General features: G+C 45.5%; 17 protein-coding genes and 1 tRNA gene. 11 read left to right on the top strand and 7 right to left on the bottom strand.

The window, feature by feature from the left end; genetic code table 11:
• Positions 1-44: 44 nt before the first annotated feature.
• From NJR55_RS07765 to asnC, 3 genes are all read right to left on the bottom strand, one after another.
• Positions 45-2,663 carry a M14 metallopeptidase family protein gene (locus tag NJR55_RS07765; RefSeq protein ID WP_253619327.1) on the bottom strand — a complete coding sequence of 873 codons (2,619 nt, stop codon included), beginning with the start codon at positions 2,661-2,663 and terminating at the stop codon, positions 45-47.
• A gap of 94 nt (positions 2,664-2,757) precedes the next feature.
• Positions 2,758-2,913 (bottom strand): hypothetical protein, encoded by a 156-nt coding sequence (locus NJR55_RS13810; RefSeq protein WP_476733801.1) that lies wholly within the window; start codon positions 2,911-2,913, stop codon positions 2,758-2,760.
• Positions 2,846-3,316, bottom strand: coding sequence for a transcriptional regulator AsnC (asnC, locus tag NJR55_RS07760; protein WP_110014010.1), 471 nt, complete (start codon positions 3,314-3,316; stop codon positions 2,846-2,848). Before asnC ends, NJR55_RS13810 begins: the two co-directional genes overlap by 68 nt.
• 150 nt (positions 3,317-3,466) lie before the next feature.
• Between asnC and asnA the strand changes: the two genes are divergently transcribed.
• From asnA to NJR55_RS07735, 5 genes are all read left to right on the top strand, one after another.
• Positions 3,467-4,447, top strand: coding sequence for an aspartate--ammonia ligase (gene asnA, locus NJR55_RS07755; RefSeq protein WP_253619324.1), 981 nt, complete (start codon positions 3,467-3,469; stop codon positions 4,445-4,447).
• Positions 4,448-4,503: 56 nt separating this feature from the next.
• Positions 4,504-5,094 carry a TetR/AcrR family transcriptional regulator gene (locus NJR55_RS07750; protein ID WP_253619322.1) on the top strand — a complete coding sequence of 197 codons (591 nt, stop codon included), beginning with the start codon at positions 4,504-4,506 and terminating at the stop codon, positions 5,092-5,094.
• Positions 5,095-5,114: 20 nt separating this feature from the next.
• Entirely contained in the window at positions 5,115-5,852 is a 738-nt protein-coding gene (locus tag NJR55_RS07745; protein ID WP_011233943.1) for an SDR family oxidoreductase, read from the top strand.
• Positions 5,853-5,858: 6 nt separating this feature from the next.
• Positions 5,859-6,842 carry an LLM class flavin-dependent oxidoreductase gene (locus NJR55_RS07740; protein ID WP_253619320.1) on the top strand — a complete coding sequence of 328 codons (984 nt, stop codon included), beginning with the start codon at positions 5,859-5,861 and terminating at the stop codon, positions 6,840-6,842.
• An 84-nt stretch (positions 6,843-6,926) separates the two neighbouring features.
• Complete coding sequence (locus NJR55_RS07735; RefSeq protein WP_253619318.1) at positions 6,927-7,310, top strand: glutathione S-transferase N-terminal domain-containing protein; 384 nt, start codon at positions 6,927-6,929, stop codon at positions 7,308-7,310.
• On the opposite strand, the gene NJR55_RS07730 is transcribed toward NJR55_RS07735, so the two are convergent.
• A complete protein-coding gene (locus NJR55_RS07730; RefSeq protein ID WP_253619316.1) occupies positions 7,307-8,149 on the bottom strand; it encodes a TIGR02285 family protein in 843 nt (280 codons plus the stop codon). The two genes, NJR55_RS07735 and NJR55_RS07730, sit on opposite strands and share 4 nt — an antisense overlap.
• A gap of 115 nt (positions 8,150-8,264) precedes the next feature.
• On the opposite strand from NJR55_RS07730, the gene NJR55_RS07725 reads away from it, so the two are divergent.
• From NJR55_RS07725 to NJR55_RS07715, 3 genes are all read left to right on the top strand, one after another.
• Positions 8,265-8,765 carry an alpha/beta hydrolase gene (locus NJR55_RS07725; RefSeq protein WP_253619314.1) on the top strand — a complete coding sequence of 167 codons (501 nt, stop codon included), beginning with the start codon at positions 8,265-8,267 and terminating at the stop codon, positions 8,763-8,765.
• A 3-nt stretch (positions 8,766-8,768) separates the two neighbouring features.
• Positions 8,769-9,173, top strand: a complete 405-nt coding sequence (locus NJR55_RS07720; RefSeq protein ID WP_253619312.1) for an HIT domain-containing protein — start codon at positions 8,769-8,771, stop codon at positions 9,171-9,173.
• A 66-nt stretch (positions 9,174-9,239) separates the two neighbouring features.
• A complete protein-coding gene (locus NJR55_RS07715; RefSeq protein WP_253619310.1) occupies positions 9,240-10,295 on the top strand; it encodes a Fic family protein in 1,056 nt (351 codons plus the stop codon).
• Between the two features lie 31 nt (positions 10,296-10,326).
• On the opposite strand, the gene NJR55_RS07710 is transcribed toward NJR55_RS07715, so the two are convergent.
• Positions 10,327-10,403, bottom strand: a tRNA-Pro gene (locus NJR55_RS07710).
• A gap of 86 nt (positions 10,404-10,489) precedes the next feature.
• Positions 10,490-12,124: a DUF3413 domain-containing protein gene (locus tag NJR55_RS07705; RefSeq protein ID WP_253619308.1), complete on the bottom strand. Its 1,635-nt coding sequence runs from the start codon at positions 12,122-12,124 to the stop codon at positions 10,490-10,492.
• Positions 12,125-12,191: 67 nt separating this feature from the next.
• Here NJR55_RS07705 and yejK point away from each other — a divergent pair, with 67 nt between their 5' ends.
• Positions 12,192-13,235 carry a nucleoid-associated protein YejK gene (yejK, locus tag NJR55_RS07700; protein WP_011233929.1) on the top strand — a complete coding sequence of 348 codons (1,044 nt, stop codon included), beginning with the start codon at positions 12,192-12,194 and terminating at the stop codon, positions 13,233-13,235.
• A gap of 77 nt (positions 13,236-13,312) precedes the next feature.
• Here yejK and cspD read toward each other — a convergent pair whose 3' ends face one another.
• Positions 13,313-13,528 (bottom strand): cold shock domain-containing protein CspD, encoded by a 216-nt coding sequence (gene cspD, locus NJR55_RS07695; RefSeq protein WP_011233928.1) that lies wholly within the window; start codon positions 13,526-13,528, stop codon positions 13,313-13,315.
• Between the two features lie 217 nt (positions 13,529-13,745).
• On the opposite strand from cspD, the gene clpS reads away from it, so the two are divergent.
• Both clpS and clpA read left to right on the top strand, forming a co-directional pair.
• Positions 13,746-14,054 (top strand): ATP-dependent Clp protease adapter ClpS, encoded by a 309-nt coding sequence (clpS, locus tag NJR55_RS07690; RefSeq protein WP_011233927.1) that lies wholly within the window; start codon positions 13,746-13,748, stop codon positions 14,052-14,054.
• 27 nt (positions 14,055-14,081) lie between these two features.
• Positions 14,082-16,352, top strand: coding sequence for an ATP-dependent Clp protease ATP-binding subunit ClpA (clpA, locus tag NJR55_RS07685; RefSeq protein WP_253619305.1), 2,271 nt, complete (start codon positions 14,082-14,084; stop codon positions 16,350-16,352).
• Positions 16,353-16,403: the final 51 nt, after the last annotated feature.

Raw genomic sequence — 16,403 nt, 5'->3', positions numbered from 1 at the left:
AGACAAAAAGTCCTAGCGGTTTTTATTATACAGAAGCTGATTAATTAATGCGCTTCAGCGGCGGCATCAGCTGCCGCTTTATCGTCCAGTTTTTTCGCGTAAACCTGAATACGGGGAGCTAAATAAATAGCATTACTGAGTAACTTAGCTGTACCCCAAAAATAGGCTCGGAAATTAATGTTGTCGGCAAAACCAATAACCTGACCGCTGCCTAAACGATGGGCAGCAATATTGGTTTTACCTTTTAGTATTTCGCGATTGCGCTCATCCGTATAGCCACTGATTAAAGGTTGCTCCGAATAGCGAGCGACTGAAACGAAAGGCGACTCAGGTTCTTCCATGGCGGCAGCCGAATTCTTGAATACCGGCATTTGGTCACGCGGAAAACCAAAGAATAGTGGGTGAGAAGTATCTACATCCATTGAGAATATGGCTCCGGCAATTCGCTGTTCGGCGTAGAAATCGTCACGCTCTTCGTAACTTAGCCGCTTTTTAGCAAAAGCGTTCTGGAAGACTGCGTCATCAATAAAGCGAGTTTGCAGAAGACCATTTTCTGCTAACCATTCAGCACCACCACGCTGACCAATTATTGTTCCACCCTGGCTTACCCAGTTTTGAATTTTTTTACGCAGTTGTTTATCTAAATTGCTGTAATGTCCGTCCACCATAATAATATGGCTATAACGGGTTAAGTCAGCTCTGGATAAACGTTCAGTATCAACCATCGACAATGGAATACCGACATGGCGGTCAAGGTAGTACCAGGTTTCCCCAGCTTCGTAAAGGTTAACACCCGCGCCGGTCAGCATCATTACGCTGGGCTTTTCTACCGGTTGAATATTGCGGCTACCCAGGTCAACACCTTCAGGTGTTAATCCGGTCTCGATAGAGGTTACCTGAATACCTTTTTCTTTTGCTGCGGTAGCCAGACGGCGTTGTACATCGCGCCATTCCCGTTGCTGATAGGCTTTAGGTACAACAATAGAACCGGCTGAAAACTCCTGACGGCCTTGTTCACCTTCTACAGTGAAGGGTTTTGTTGTCTGACGAACGTGAATGTTCTGCTCCAGCAACTCTTGTAATAAACCCGGAGCGAAGTAATCGTTCCAGTTAAATGCGTAAGCGTAGGCATCAGTGAGAGCCGACGTCTTGCGTTTTGGTGCATCCCAGGCATTATCCGCAATTTGAATACGACCACGATGAGTCTCAAATGGCACGTTAAAGGCTAATGGCAGAGTCCAGCCTGAAACATCGTAGAAGGTATTGTTCGGGAAGTTCTTGCGCGTACTGAATATTCCCTGAATCAAACCATACTGAGCTTGAGCCAGAGGGATATAATAACTGCTTCCGGCTTTAAACTGAGTGCCGTTCTGTTCAATATCTTTTTCTACACGATAAGCTTTAATACCGTGTTGTTTAAAGATTTCCAGTAAGCCTTCTACACGAGAAGGATCGCTTGAGTCACCAATTAGATAACCTTCAAACTTGGCTTTTTGTGCGGCCTCCATACCTTCGTCGTAAGCACGCTCCTGAAACTCAATAAAACGACTTTTGTTTTTGTGTGTGCCGTAAATGGTACTGAGTGAGGCGACAAACTGGTTACGAATAGTGAACGGAAAGCTGACCTCACCATTAACCGAATCCTGCAGATGTCCGCGGCTGGAGGCTTGTTCAAATAAAATACCTACGGCACCCTGAATGTCAGGGTAGGTGGAGCCTTTGCCATAATAGAAGTCATCAAATGATTCTTCGGTATAATACAAGCTGCCAATATCATCCAGCGAGTCAGCATGTTCTGCTGCCAAAATTTCGGTTAAGCGCACGTTTTCATCCGGTGTTAACGGATTTTTGCGAGACGGAATACCCGGCTGGAAGAAATACGTGCTGTTGGTTCCCATTTCGTGGTAATCGGTCAGTACGTTTGGCTTCCATTTCTGAAAGTTAGCGATACGCGCGCGCGATTCAGGGTGTTGCAGTAACAGCCAGTCGCGGTTCATATCGAACCAGTAATGGTTGACCCGGCCACGAATAAAAGGTTGTACGTGCTCACGATGCTGAGGGTCGGCAACCAGGTTTTGACTGCGGTGCTGGTTTGCCCATTGTGCAAAGCGGGCAAGACCGTCCGGGTTAAATGCCGGATCAAGCAGAATAACTGAATCATTCAAAAGCTCATCCACGGCTTCCCCTTCAGCGGCGGCAAGGTAATAAGCAAACAGTATTGCTGCATTACTGCCGCTCGATTCGTCCCCGTGAATACTGTAGCCCATGTACATGACCACCGGGGTATTGTCCGGGTCGGCATCACGGCTTGGATCAGCGGCTGCCAAATGACGCTCACGAACGTCATCAATATTCTCGTGATTTTTCTCAGAAGTGACGGTAAGAAGTAACAAAGGACGCTGCTCATGTGTGCGACCGGTTACTTCCAACGTAATACGATCCGACTCTTCGGCCAGAACTTCCATATACTTTACAATTTGCTCGGGGCGGGCATGCCATTCACCAACCTGATAACCGAGTACATCTTTAGGCTTGGTAATTTCTGGGTTGTAACTGACATCCTGTGGCAGGTAGTAAGAAAGGTCTTTTGTTGCTGCCATAGAAGGCAGGGCAACGATGACCAATGCGGCCGCGGTGACACGGCTTAACATTCGCTTCAACATAGATAGATCCCCTTGGTGTTATTATGACAACACCATAACAAAAGCGTAACGCATTGACTGTTGTTTTCGGCGGGTCGCAGATTTTTAGCGATGCTTATCGCTTTTTCATTTGGTAGTCGTACATGGGGTCGTAGTAGTCAACCAGTAAGCCTTCTATCCACTGTTTATGCAGTTCTGCGCTGTCATGGCTGTATGTCCCGGTTAATTGGCTGCTGTAATGAAATGAGCGTTTCCGTCGACTGTATTTCATCGATAGCCTGAATTCGATTGATTAGCGTGTGTTGTAGCTCGTTTATTGACGGCGTCATAATTTTAATAAAAACATTGTACTGTCCGGTGGTGTAGTAAGCCTCAATAACTTCCTCGAGCTTTTCCAGTTTCTCAATTGCTGCCGGGTAGTCGCCCGCGCTTTTCAAGGTAATGCCAATGAAACAACAGACATCGTAGCCTAAGCGTTTGGCGTTAACCTGTAAACGCGTACCCTCAATAATCCCGGCACGCTTCATTTTTTCAACCCGCACGTGAATAGTGGCCGGACTCACCTTATAGCGTTTGGCCAGCTCAGCGTAAGGAATACGTGCGTCTTCCATCAGAGTTCTTAGTATGGAACGGTCCAGATCATCAATTTGATAATTTTCAGGTGATTTTTTCATGTTTTATTAAAGCTTCGTTAATTAACTTAGGTATAAATTAACGGAAAATAATAAGTAAAGCTATTTTTGTTAAACGTTATTGAATAAATAAACATAAAAGGTATTAATTGAATCGTGTTTTTATTCTTTTGTTAACGATTCGGAGTATTTATGAAGTCACAATACATGTTACAGCAACAGAAAATTCAGTTCGTAAAAGCCTGCTTTACTCAGCAGTTGCAGCTTCAGCTAGGACTTATTGAAGTGCAGTCGCCATTACTAAGTGAATTGGGCAGTGGCGTTCAGGATGATTTGTCGGGCTGGGAAAAGGCGGTTGCAGTTAAAGTAAAAGCCGTGCCCGATAAAGATTATGAAGTAGTTCATTCGTTGGCTAAGTGGAAGCGTTATACCCTGGGTCGTTACGGCTTTGGCGCCGGAGAAGGCATTGTTACGCAGATGAAAGCTTTGCGACCCGACGAAGAAGCCCTGAGTTCCGTACATTCTGTTTACGTTGACCAGTGGGACTGGGAAAAAGTCATTACTGAAGAGCAGCGTTCGCTGGAGTTTCTGATTCAGACAGTTGAGCGTATTTATGATGCTCTGCGCCAAACCGAGCAACAATATATTGAACAACACGGTGGCAGGAGCACTTTGCCGGAGACGATCCATGTAGTGCATGCAGAAGACCTGATCACTGCTTACCCAAGCCTTACCGCAAAACAGCGGGAGCGCGAGGTGGTTAAACAGTATGGAGCTGTATTTCTGGTGGGCATAGGTGGTGAGCTGAGTCATGGTCATGCGCACGACGTCAGAGCACCGGACTACGATGACTGGAGTTCGGTTAACGAGCAGGGCAGTACCGGCTTGAACGGCGACATTCTTGTCTGGCATCCGGCATTAGATGACGCGCTGGAGCTTTCGTCTATGGGGATACGTGTTGACCAACAGGCATTAAAGCGTCAGTTGGCTATTAGTCAACAGGAAGAAAAGCTCCAGCTCCCCTGGCACCAGTCATTGTTAGCGGGTGAACTGCCTTTAACTATTGGAGGGGGAATAGGGCAGTCACGGGTGGTGATGCAAATTTTACAAAGTGACCACATTGCTAAAGTTCAGTGTGGTGTCTGGCCGGAACCCATTGCCGAAGCTCTATAATTGCAATTAACAGACTGATCTTGAAGTTTCTAGACGACTGGTCTAATATAGAGCGCATGACTAAGAATGACACACGACAAAACATCATAACAATCGGTGCTGACCTGATATCCATACACGGGTTCGGCAGCACCGGCTTGAATAAAATTCTGAGCGAGGCGCAGGTGCCCAAGGGCTCTTTTTATCATTACTTCAAAAGTAAGAATGATTTTGGCCTGGCTGTTATCGAAACCTACGCTGAGGATTATGAAGCACGCATGGACGAAACCCTGGCCAATGAAAAATTGGAGCCGGTTGATCGTCTGCGCAGTTATTTGCGTCGCTCGGTAGAGGACTTAAAGTCGTGTGATTTTTCCAAAGGCTGCTTAATAGGCAACCTGGGTCAGGAAATGGCCTCGCAGAGTGATTTATTTCGCGAACGTTTAGATGACATTTTCTCTGACTGGGAGCAGCGTATTGCTCGGTGTTTAAAAGCTGCGCAGGACGCACAGCAAATTCAGCAATGCATTGACACCGAACAGATGGGAGCCTTCATTCTTTCTGGTTGGCAGGGAGCTATACTGCGAGCCAAAGTTCAGCGTTCTATGCTGCCGCTACTGCGTTTTGAAGAGATGATATTAAAGCAGTTAGGGGCAGTTGACCAATAGCACTAACCGGAGGTAAAGCTATGTCAGAAGTACAAGATAAAGTTGTGATTATTACGGGTGCAAGCAGCGGTTTGGGTGAAGAAACAGCCCGTATGCTTGCGGCAAAAGGCGCAAAACTGATGTTAGCGGCACGCCGCGAAGATCGTCTAAAAGAATTGACTGAATCAATTAAAAAAGACGGTGGTCAGGCAGCTTACCGTGTGGTTGATGTAACCGACAAAGCGGCAGTTCAAAAACTGGCTGACGACACTAAAGCAGAATTTGGCCGTATTGATGTGCTCATTAATAACGCCGGACTCATGCCATTGGCACCGCTCGATGCGCTAAAAGTGGACGAGTGGGACACCATGATTGATGTGAACATTAAAGGCGTTCTATATGGCGTAGCTGCTGTATTACCGGTTATGCGTGAACAGCATGTCGGTCATATCATCAACCTGTCATCGGTTGCTGGTCAGAAAGTTTTTGCCGGCGGAACGGTGTATTGCGCAACCAAGTTCGCAGTAAAAGCGATTTCCGAAGGCATTCGTCAGGAATCTAATGGTGAAATTCGCGCGACCAATATTTCACCGGGCGCTGTAGCAACAGAATTGACTGACCACATTAGCGACAAAGACGCGAAAGAAATGGCTGACAGTTTGTATTCAGACGCTATTGATTCTGCAGCTATTGCCCGTGCCATTACGTTTGCTATTGAGCAACCTCAGCAAGTTGACGTGAATGAAATGATCATTCGCCCAACCAAGCAAGAGCTGTAATTTGTTATGAAATATTCAGTTCTTGATTTAGCACCTGTTACGGAAGGCGGGTCAGTGGCTGAATCATTGCATAATTCTGCTGATTTAGCCCAGCATGCAGAGCGGTGGGGTTACCACCGCTTCTGGATGGCTGAGCATCATAATATGACCGGAATTGCCTCGGCCGCAACGGCGGTTGCTTTAGGTTATGTCGCCGGCAAAACCGACAAAATTCGAGTGGGTTCAGGCGGTGTTATGTTGCCGAACCATGCGCCTTTTGTGGTCGCTGAACAGTTCGGTACGTTGGACGCACTGTACCCCGGGCGTGTTGATATTGGTTTGGGCAGAGCGCCGGGAACAGACGGCCGAACCTTACGGGCGTTGAGACGTAAACCCGACGACGCCGAACAGTTTCCCAACGATGTTCAGGAGCTTTTAGGTTATCTGGAAGAAGCACAGGAAAGTGACGCGATTAAAGCGGTGCCCGGGTTTGGACAGAAAATTCCGGTGTGGTTGCTAGGTTCAAGCACTTTTGGCGCTCAGCTCGCTGCGCATTTAGGTCTGCCTTATGCCTTTGCGTCGCATTTTGCACCAGACTATTTGCAGCATGCATTAAAAGCGTATCGCGAGAACTTTCGTCCGTCGCGTTATCTGAGCAAACCTTATGCCGCTGCGGCGATGAATGTTTTTGCTGCAGACAGCGAAACCGATGCGCGAAAAATGATGAGCTCAATGCAACAGCAGTTTATTGCGTTGCGTCGCGGGACACCCGGACCTTTAAAAGCACCTGTGGATGACATAAGAACGGTTGCTGCGCCTCATGAACTGGCCGGAGCCAATCATGCATTAACTTATACGGCGGTTGGTACTAAGGACTCAGTTCAACGACATATTAATCAGTTTATTGATGATACCGGTATAGATGAAGTTATTCTTACCTGTCATGCCTTTGATCATCAGGCTCGTTTAAGGTCGTTCGAAATTGCCGCGGAAGCTTTAAACGGAAAGTGAAAAGCGTTTAGTTAAAAGACTGACGCTTTACCTTAAACACGTTAGAATAGCGGCATCTTTAACAGGCAGTCTGGTTGTATTTCTATGAGAATTATCATTCGTTACTTTTTTCGTACTTTACGGCTTATTTTAACGCCTATTGTTTTACTGGTCGAAAAATTGACCACGCCAAAAGGTCAGAGCCGCAGTAATGAGGCTCAGCAACAGGTAGATGAAGCCTGCAAGTCGTTGGCTCTTTATCAATTTGCCGCTTGCCCGTTTTGCGTCAAGGTACGTAAGGAAATTGCCCGCCTTAATTTAAATATAGAATTAAGAGACGCAAAAAATAATGAGCAGCACAGACAAGAGCTGTTAGATGGCGGCGGCAGAGTTAAAGTGCCGTGTTTACGCATTGAGCAAGGCGATAAAGTACAGTGGATGTATGAGTCCGATGACATTAACCAGTATTTACAACAGCGCTTTGCTTAATCAAATATTGGGCGACTAGTTCCTAACCACTGGTCCAGGCTTTGTTGAAAGTCCGGATCAGCTTTAAGTTCGTTGATGACTTCATTAAGATGCCGCACAGCTTTACGTCCCCATTCGTTATTACTGCAACCAACCGCACCTTCAATAATTACACCCTCGTACTCTTTAATAGGCAGGAACACCAGTCCGCTGTTTTTAAACTCAGTTTCGTTGTAGTAAGTCATGATCATTTCATAATCTATAGTGTAATCAATACGCTCGTTGACTATCATGGTCAGTAGGTTGATGTGGGCATTGTCTCCGTTAATGAAACTGAAATTATCCGAATCGATGAGGTGTTCTTCCAGTAAGGGTTGCAGGCGGCCGTAACGGCGTTCAGCGGGTTGAGCAAAGCGTAAAGTTGAGTCCTGAACCAGACTGGAAAACTCTACTGGCTGGCCATACTTTCCAATGATTCTGGCCGCTGTATCAGCACGGGTAATGATACCGTGTGGTTGGTATCGGTGAGTTGTTTCGGTGTAATTAAATTCGGAATTGTAACTTGCTCCTTTAATAAGACAGGGAAAGCAGAGGTTTTTGTTCTTTTTCATAAGCATGGTAATACGGCGGGAGGGCAGTTTTCTGACCTTGTGCGATAGTTCCGGTAGCTGGCGCTGAAAGCTGCTGACTAAAGCATCGCAAAAACCTTGTTCTTCGTACTTTCCATCAAATATATGAAATGGAGGGGAGGAGTTTACTCCCCAGATAATGTCTTCATGCTCGGCTAGGCTGCTTGAGCTAAACAGAACTACTACAGATAATGTGGTGTACAGCGCAACAAGTTGCTTGTTAAAGGTCATAGTAACCGCCTTTCTTTATAATGAACGTTTTTACTATCATGGTAAAAGCTTACATTGTTACTTAATTGTTATTTCTGATAGTTTTATCTAAGCACAAAATATAGGTAATTGCTAAATGCAGGTTATTTTTAATCACGGAAAAGAGAGCGGCCCCTGGGGCAGAAAAATTAAAGTTTTAGCCGAAACTGCTGAAACTCTGGGGTTTAGCGTAACCAGTGTCGATTATCAGGGTATTGATGATCCTGATCAGCGCGTGGAAAAACTCACAACTTATATTGAAGCACTAACGGAAAACTTCTTACTGGTTGGTTCCAGCATGGGCGGTTACGTGGCAACGGTCGCTGCAGCCAAAACAACGAGCAGGGGACTGTTCTTAATGGCTCCGGCGTTTTACTTAGGTGGTCAGGCCAATTTTGACGAACTAACACCGGCTTGTAAGACTCAAATTATTCATGGCTGGAGCGACGATATTGTTCCTGTCGAAAACAGTTGGCGTTACGCGGAAAGAACCAAGGCAGAGTTACACCTGGTGAATGATGATCACCGTTTAATTGACAGCCTGCCGCAAACTAATGCACTGTTTAAACGGTTTCTTGAGACATTATTAAAAGGGTAGGTTATGGAATATACATTAGCTCCGGAATTAGCCAGAGACAGTTATCATTTAACCGATTGGCCGTTATGCGAAGTCAGAGTCATGAATGACAGACAGTTTCCGTGGTTTTTGTTGGTTCCTAAAGTGGCAGACGTGCGCGAAGCCATAGACCTTTCTGAAGATAACCAACAGCAGTTGCTACAAGAAAGCCGGTTTCTATGCCACTGGCTAAAAGCTGAATACCAACCCGATAAACTCAATGTCGCTGCTTTAGGAAATCAGGTTCCGCAGTTGCATGTGCATCATATAGCGCGGTTTCAAACTGACGTTGCCTGGCCCGCTCCAGTCTGGGGGAAGCAACCCATGCTTCCGCTGGAAGAAAGTGAAGTGGCAAGGCTGCAATCGGTATTCGCTGATATTACAGTGTAAGTGTTTTTGACTCAGTGTATGCGTTAACAAAATAACGGAGAGTAACTTTTGGGTTACTAATAATAAATGGCAGCAGATTATTTGATTACCAGTAAATGCGTGAATTTAGTGGCGCAAATAAGCACCGACTTTGGCCGTTGGTTAGCATTACTTGAATCCGGTAAAAGCAATTTAGAAGATTTTAAGTCTCAACAACTGCCAATTAAAGCTCATGCGTCGGTCGGTATGGATGAGCAGTCACAACCGCTAGAGGGTATTCGTTTAGACGAAGCCTATAAAAAGCTGGATGAATGGGATTTACATTCGGAGTCGGATCTTAAAAACGCTCACCAGATGATTTGTGCCGCAGTAACGCCTAGTGCCGGAAGCTATCGTGCAACGGGAATGGGCGTTTACCGAAACAACAAACTGGTTCATATGACTGCTCCTGCGGGGCAGGCCGGGAAATCGGTAAGAAGTCTATTGTCCTGGTTAGACGAAAGTAACGAACACCCTTTAATTAAAGCCGCTATTTTTTTACAGCAGTTCGAATTTGTTCAGCCGTTTTCTGTTGCCAACGGTTGTGTTGGCAGACTTTGGTTTAGCCTCATTCTTGCTAAATGGCATCCGGCAGTTGCCTGGTTAAGCTTTGAACAAACTTTTAAATTCAACAAAGACGAATATCTTGATTGCTTGCGACGCTCAATTAGTGAAAATGACAGAGGTCTTATGGTTGAGTTTATTCTGGATTGTTTGCAACAGAGTATTTCAACCACATTGAAAGAGGAAAAAGACAAAGCTGCAGTGCTGGAAGAGGCGAATATTTTGCATGATTTTTCCAGTGAAATGGCAGTGAGTTCGGTAAAAAGTTCGCCGTTAGGTTCGGATAACGGTTCGGGTAAAAGTCGATATTCGGGGATGAGTACACGAAACATGGTACTTAGGCTATTAAATGAGCAACCCGAATGGAGTGCCGCCAGAGTCGCTGAAGTGTTGAATATTTCGTCGCGCGCGGTAGAAAAACACATTTCTAAATTGAAAGAACAAGGGGTATTAATTCGAAAAGGTTCTGCCAGAGGAGGTTACTGGCGAGTGGCAACCGAAATGGGAGAGCAGCTTAGCTTACCCGAATGGAACCAATGAATGCTTTATTGAGTGTTACCAGAAGAAGAATTGGTCGGCGTGAGAGGATTTGAACCTCCGACCCCTGACACCCCATGACAGTGCGCTACCAAGCTGCGCCACACGCCGACCGAGGACTGCTATGTTACTGGATTAAGCCGAATTAGCAAGCCTCAACACGCTCTCAGACGCTCAACTGCTGCTATTTTCGACAATTACTCCTTGTTTTCAGTTTCGCTAAAGCGTTTTAAATCTTTCAGGGCGTCGATAAGCACCGGAACGGGAGGCTCGGCCTGTTTTTTCAGTTCAAAATCGCTGCTGCTGTATACGCTAAACTGACCACTGTTATCTAAAATCGTAATCTCTTTCTGGTCGTAAATAACAATGTAAGGACTGTAGGTTTCAACCAGCGGCCAGCGACGCTGAGATGTCTGCAAGCTTTCCCCATTGGTGTAGTTTTTATGAGAACCAGCGCAGGAGATACGATCTTCCAGCATGGTTGGAACCAAATCCATAAGTCCGGCAATAGGTTGGTCTGCCAACTGGTAGTTTCGCTGCCAAAGGGGAACCTGCATGTTTTCAAGCGCGAATTGCTTGTTACCCAATAACTCTTCACTTTGCGCAGGAGACAAGGCCGTGAGCAGCAATTGTTGGTCTCCGGTTTGCTGAAGCACTTTATCTAAAGTAGAAATATCGTCTTCAGCAATTAAAATGACATTAATTTGGTTTTTAGGATGAGCGCTAAACTCTGCCAGCTCCTGGCTTTGCCAGTCAGGGTGGAACTGACTCAAACTCAGAGAGTTGTCCCAGTTTTCACTGTGATACCAGCGCACATCAAAATTAAAGTCGTTAAGTGGCTTAAGGTAGGCGGGTTTCAGCTGCTGTCGCTCAATGGACTCCTGATAAAAGTCGGGCAAGCCATAAAGCACCTGAAATAATCCGCCGTCGCGGTTCGGATGAGCCAAGAGTTTAAGCTCAGGTCGCTCTAGTTGATGCTTGGCTGCCAGAGTTTCCAGTTCTTTCTGAATGTTGCTACTGCTGCGCTCAAATAGAATCAGAGTTGTTGATTGCTGAGAATCTATTTTAGAGCACAAAAGCGGGTGCTGAGGATATTTAAGCCTTATTTTATCGGTAGCCATCAGCATTTGTTGTCTGGCCTGGTAGCTTTCAACATCAATGACTCCATGCTTAGCCATTAATGTTTTAGCTGTTGTTGGATAGGACAACGGAAACATATCGTCTTGTTGGGTAATAGGATCGTACAACACTGCGTCAGCCCAAACATGAATACTGTGGCTAACGAAAAAGCATAAAAGGAAAATAGCCGTAACCGGAGCGCCGATTTTTCGCTGTTGCAAGTCTTCCAGACGTTTCCAGGCGAGGTTAGCCAGTAGCAGCTGTATTCCGACAGTCAGTAAGAAACCTAACAGAACACCGGAAATAATAACGAAACTTGCCCCTGTGAAAACCGCTTCTGCATCGCGGGTCATTTGCGCCATAGAATAGGTATTTAAATGATACCCGTACTGACGAAAGAACAGTGCATCGGCGATAAGTGCTATCAGCCCGAATGAGGCTATCAGGGCTGCAAAACCACGTAATATTTTGGAGTAAGGTACTATCAGGCAGAATGGGAATATCAGAATTATGAAGAATACGAAAGGCAGGAAGGCAAAGTGACCTATCCAGCTGACAAGCATGTAGAGATTACCGATAGCCGTAGATGGCTTCGGGGCCGCTTCAATATACAAAAGTCCAATAAACAGGCAAAGGATGATATTGGCAAAGGTAAACCAATGTCCCCAGCTTATTAATCGGGCAATTTTATCCCTACGTTGGTACTTTCCCATCGTTCGTCAGTCCCGTGTTACAATGGCATTATAGTAACACAGCAAAACAGCAAGGATAGTCCCCGTTATGCAATTGCGGATAGAAGAAAGCATTATTCACCAGTTTTATCAAAATGACGGACAAGTCGGGCTTCGGCTGGCTCCTTCGGCATTAACCGAAGATGACCAGTTGCACGATTTGTTAGTTGAATTAACGGATGTGTATACCAGCAAACCGGCAAAAGGTTATGCGAGTTTTCTTAAAGACGAAGAAGAAGGGGAACCCGGTCCTTTTCCTGAGCATTTAACCTCCTGGTATGACGGGCAACTGGACTTTGTCGAATTCAGCCAGCAGTCTGCCAAGCTATTGCTGGAACAACTGCAAAACTATAATTTGTTAGAAGCGGGCTTTTTGTTAGTCACCCGCTACCAGCATATTAGCACCGAGTATTTATTGGTCTGCTTCTTGCCCGTTAAAGAAGGGGTAACAATAAACCCCGAGCTGGCTGTTGACCGTTCGTCGCAGTTAGATATAACGAAAGTGCAATTGGCGGCTCGTATTGACTTAACCGAGTGGAAAACATCTCCGGAAAGTGAGCGGTATATTTCCTTTATTAAAGGACGCGCCGGCCGCAAGGTTTCAGACTTCTTCCTGGATTTTCTGGGCTGTACTGAGCGTTTGAATTCAAAAGCTCACACACAACAGTTAGTCGATTCTGTACAAGAATATGCAAAACAGTCTGAACTGGAAACGGAACAACGCCAGGCCCTGAATAAAGCGGCTTATGAGTATTGTGACGATCAATGGAAGCAGGGCGACACAGTAAAGATTAAAGATCTATCAGAGCAATTTGCAGAGCAGTACCCGGTAGAAAAAAGCTTCGAGAGTTTCTCAAAGGATTTTGCTGAACAGAATTCTCGTGAATTAGTCGATGATTTTCCGGCTGATAAGTCGACATTACGCAAGTTGGTTAAGTTTCAGGGACAAGGCGGAGGCGTCAGCGTTGGCTTTGATCACACGGCTCTGGGAGAGAGAGTGCATTACGATGCTGCGACGGATACATTAACAATTAATGGTACGCCGCCAAATTTACGTGATCAATTACGGCGTTATTTTGGTATAGATAGTTAGTTGATGTGATTAAGTAAATTAAAACGCCGGACAAGCCGGCGTTTTGAAAGTACTTAAATTGTTTGGTTTAGCCGATGTTATTTATCGGCAGCACCGGGAACAATGTTGTTGGCATGCAAACCTTTAGGGCCTTCTTCGAGTTCAAACTCTACGGGTTGCCCCGCTTTAAGTGTGCGATAGCCTTCCATCTCAATGGTTGAATAGTGAGCGAAAATATCACCTTCGCGGTCCTCGCTTTCGATAAAGCCGAAGCCCTTCGAATTATTGAACCATTTGACTTTTCCGGTAGCCATACTTCTACATCCTTCTTCTGCAACAGATAGATAGTTTATTATTATTAGGTGCGGTGGCTTGAAAAATCGCCGATTTAGCACCATGTTTAACTCTAGGTGACGTGAGTGATTAGTCAAGCCCTAAAGTTCAAAAAATAACCTTGGTTGTTAATATTTTGGTTGTTTTTTTCTATTTTCTGGTAAATTTAAAACTATTATTATGGCAGGTTGTTAATAAATGAGTCAGTTTGATCACCAGCACCTTAGCGATACAGAGGAAAAGCAGGAGCTCAAGCCACCATCCATGTATAAGGTCATTATTAATAATGACGATTACACCCCTATGGATTTTGTGATTGAAGTATTGATGAGATTTTTTAAGATGGATCAGGAGCGCGCCACGGACACCATGTTACAGGTGCATTATAAAGGAAAGGCCGTTTGCGGTGTATATTCTGCGGAAATCGCCGAAACTAAAGTAGTACAGGTAAATCAGTATGCTCGGGAAAATCAGCATCCATTATTGTGTACCATGGAGCAAGAATGATCCGGGTTGGCTGGTAAGGAGTGGTCTATGTTGAATAAAGCCCTTGAATTAACGCTAAACGATGCGTTTCGGCTAGCGCGCGAACGTAATCATGAATTGATGACAGTTGAACACTTGCTAATTGCATTACTGGATAACCCTGATGCATCTGAAGCGCTTCGAGCTTGTGGGGCAAACTTTCAACAACTGAAAGAAGAACTGTTAAGTTATATTGACCGCAGTACGCCGCTGTTTGGTCCGGAAGAAGAAAGTCCGGACACTCAACCTACGCTTGGTTTTCAGCGAGTTTTGCAGCGTGCGGTATTTCATGTTCAGTCATCCGGTAACGCTGAGGTAACGGGCGCCAATGTATTGGTTGCCATTTTCAGCGAACAGGAATCTCAAGCCGTCTATCTGCTAAGTAAAAACGATATTACCCGACTGGATATCGTTAACTTCATTTCTCATGGTATTTCTCGTATCGATGACGATGAGCCTATGGACGAAGAAATGGCGGAAGAAGAGGCCGTTAAGGGTGGCGAAGAGCAAGAGAGCTACTTAAAGCGCTTTTGTGCCAATCTTAATGTACAGGCAAAGGAAGGCAAAATTGACCCTCTAATTGGACGCGATTTTGAGCTGGAACGGTGTGCGCAAATTCTTTGCCGCCGTCGTAAGAATAATCCGTTGTTAGTCGGCGAAGCCGGTGTGGGTAAAACTGCTATTGCAGAAGGTCTGGCTTATCGCATTATTAAAGGTGAAGTACCGGAGATACTTGCGGATGCCACCATCTATTCACTGGACATGGGCGACCTGCTGGCGGGCACAAAATACCGTGGCGACTTTGAAAAGCGCTTTAAAATGCTTTTAAAAGAGCTGCAAGAAAAAGAACACGCTATTCTGTTTATTGATGAAATTCATACCATTATTGGTGCCGGCGCTGCCAGCGGCGGCGTTTTAGATGCATCTAACTTGATTAAGCCATTGCTTTCAAGTGGTCAGCTTAAGTGCATTGGCTCCACTACTTATAATGAATTCAAAAATGTTTTTGAAAAAGACAGAGCGTTGGTTCGTCGCTTCCAGAAAGTGGATGTGGTTGAGCCTTCTGTAGAAGACACCACTAAGATTCTAATGGGCTTGAAAGAACGCTACGAAAGCCATCATGGTATTCGTTATACGCAACCGGCTATTAAAGCGGCAGCGGAGCTTTCTGCTAAATACATTAATGAGCGCCATTTGCCCGATAAAGCCATTGACGTAATGGACGAAGCCGGAGCCTCTCAGCGTTTGCTACCGCCATCTAAGCGCCGTAAGACCGTTGGTGTTTCTGATATTGAAACCATTATCGCTAAGATAGCCCGTATTCCGGAACAGTCTGTTTCTCGGTCCGACCAGGACTTACTGAAGCAGCTGGATCGCAATTTGAAAATGGTGGTGTTTGGTCAGGATGAAGCCATCGACAAACTTACTGGCGCTATTCGGTTGTCACGTTCAGGTCTTGCCAATGATAATCAGCCAATAGGTTCGTTTATTTTTGCCGGACCAACAGGTGTTGGTAAAACCGAGGTAACGCAGCAACTGGCGAAAGCCATGGGCATTGATCTGGTGCGCTTTGACATGTCGGAATACATGGAGCGCCATGCGGTCAGCCGCCTAATTGGTGCGCCTCCGGGTTATGTAGGATATGAGCAGGGCGGTTTATTGACCGACGCCGTTATTAAGCAACCACATTGTGTGTTGCTGTTAGATGAGCTGGAAAAAGCCCACAGCGATGTATTTAACATACTGTTGCAGGTGATGGATAACGGTACCTTAACGGACAATAACGGCCGTAAGGCTGACTTCCGTAATGTGATTATTGTTATGACAACCAACGCGGGCGTTCGTGAAACTGTGCGTAAGTCTATTGGCTTTAAGCAGCAGGATCATAGCTTCGATGCGCTGGCTGAAATTAATAATATTTTCACACCAGAGTTTCGTAACCGCCTGGATGGTATTGTCTGGTTTAACCATCTGACACCGGAAGTACTGGAACAAGTTGTCGATAAATTTATTTGTGAACTGCAGGCTCAGTTAGATAAAAAAGGCGTATCGCTTGAGGTTGACCCTTCTGCTCATGCCTGGATTGCAGAAAAAGGCTACGACAAGGAAATGGGAGCCCGTCCAATGAGTCGGGTTATTCAGGAACACTTGAAGAAAACCTTAGCCAACGAAATTCTGTTCGGGAAACTGGCCAGTGGCGGCAGCGTGAAAGTGACTGCTGATGGCAAGGACGGACTGCAATTCGATTACGACAGCAAGAACGAGACCGTCGAAGGTTAATAAGCCTTCGGCAGAAATGAAAAAACCGGCTCATTAAATGAAGCCGGTTTT

This window comes from Idiomarina rhizosphaerae, assembly GCF_024159085.1.
In the GTDB taxonomy this organism is placed as follows: Bacteria; Pseudomonadota; Gammaproteobacteria; order Enterobacterales; family Alteromonadaceae; genus Idiomarina; species Idiomarina rhizosphaerae.
The sequence above is the reverse complement of the archived record's forward strand: the minus strand, read 5'-3'. Positions and strand labels throughout refer to the sequence as shown.

Coding starts and splice junctions, on each gene's coding strand:
- NJR55_RS07765 (WP_253619327.1), bottom strand. CDS start 2,663: ATGTTGAAGCGAATGTTAAGCCGTGTCACCGCGGCCGCATTGGTCATC.
- NJR55_RS13810 (WP_476733801.1), bottom strand. CDS start 2,913: ATGAAATACAGTCGACGGAAACGCTCATTTCATTACAGCAGCCAATTA.
- asnC (WP_110014010.1), bottom strand. CDS start 3,316: ATGAAAAAATCACCTGAAAATTATCAAATTGATGATCTGGACCGTTCC.
- asnA (WP_253619324.1), top strand. CDS start 3,467: ATGAAGTCACAATACATGTTACAGCAACAGAAAATTCAGTTCGTAAAA.
- NJR55_RS07750 (WP_253619322.1), top strand. CDS start 4,504: ATGACTAAGAATGACACACGACAAAACATCATAACAATCGGTGCTGAC.
- NJR55_RS07745 (WP_011233943.1), top strand. CDS start 5,115: ATGTCAGAAGTACAAGATAAAGTTGTGATTATTACGGGTGCAAGCAGC.
- NJR55_RS07740 (WP_253619320.1), top strand. CDS start 5,859: ATGAAATATTCAGTTCTTGATTTAGCACCTGTTACGGAAGGCGGGTCA.
- NJR55_RS07735 (WP_253619318.1), top strand. CDS start 6,927: ATGAGAATTATCATTCGTTACTTTTTTCGTACTTTACGGCTTATTTTA.
- NJR55_RS07730 (WP_253619316.1), bottom strand. CDS start 8,149: ATGACCTTTAACAAGCAACTTGTTGCGCTGTACACCACATTATCTGTA.
- NJR55_RS07725 (WP_253619314.1), top strand. CDS start 8,265: ATGCAGGTTATTTTTAATCACGGAAAAGAGAGCGGCCCCTGGGGCAGA.
- NJR55_RS07720 (WP_253619312.1), top strand. CDS start 8,769: ATGGAATATACATTAGCTCCGGAATTAGCCAGAGACAGTTATCATTTA.
- NJR55_RS07715 (WP_253619310.1), top strand. CDS start 9,240: ATGGCAGCAGATTATTTGATTACCAGTAAATGCGTGAATTTAGTGGCG.
- NJR55_RS07705 (WP_253619308.1), bottom strand. CDS start 12,124: ATGGGAAAGTACCAACGTAGGGATAAAATTGCCCGATTAATAAGCTGG.
- yejK (WP_011233929.1), top strand. CDS start 12,192: ATGCAATTGCGGATAGAAGAAAGCATTATTCACCAGTTTTATCAAAAT.
- cspD (WP_011233928.1), bottom strand. CDS start 13,528: ATGGCTACCGGAAAAGTCAAATGGTTCAATAATTCGAAGGGCTTCGGC.
- clpS (WP_011233927.1), top strand. CDS start 13,746: ATGAGTCAGTTTGATCACCAGCACCTTAGCGATACAGAGGAAAAGCAG.
- clpA (WP_253619305.1), top strand. CDS start 14,082: ATGTTGAATAAAGCCCTTGAATTAACGCTAAACGATGCGTTTCGGCTA.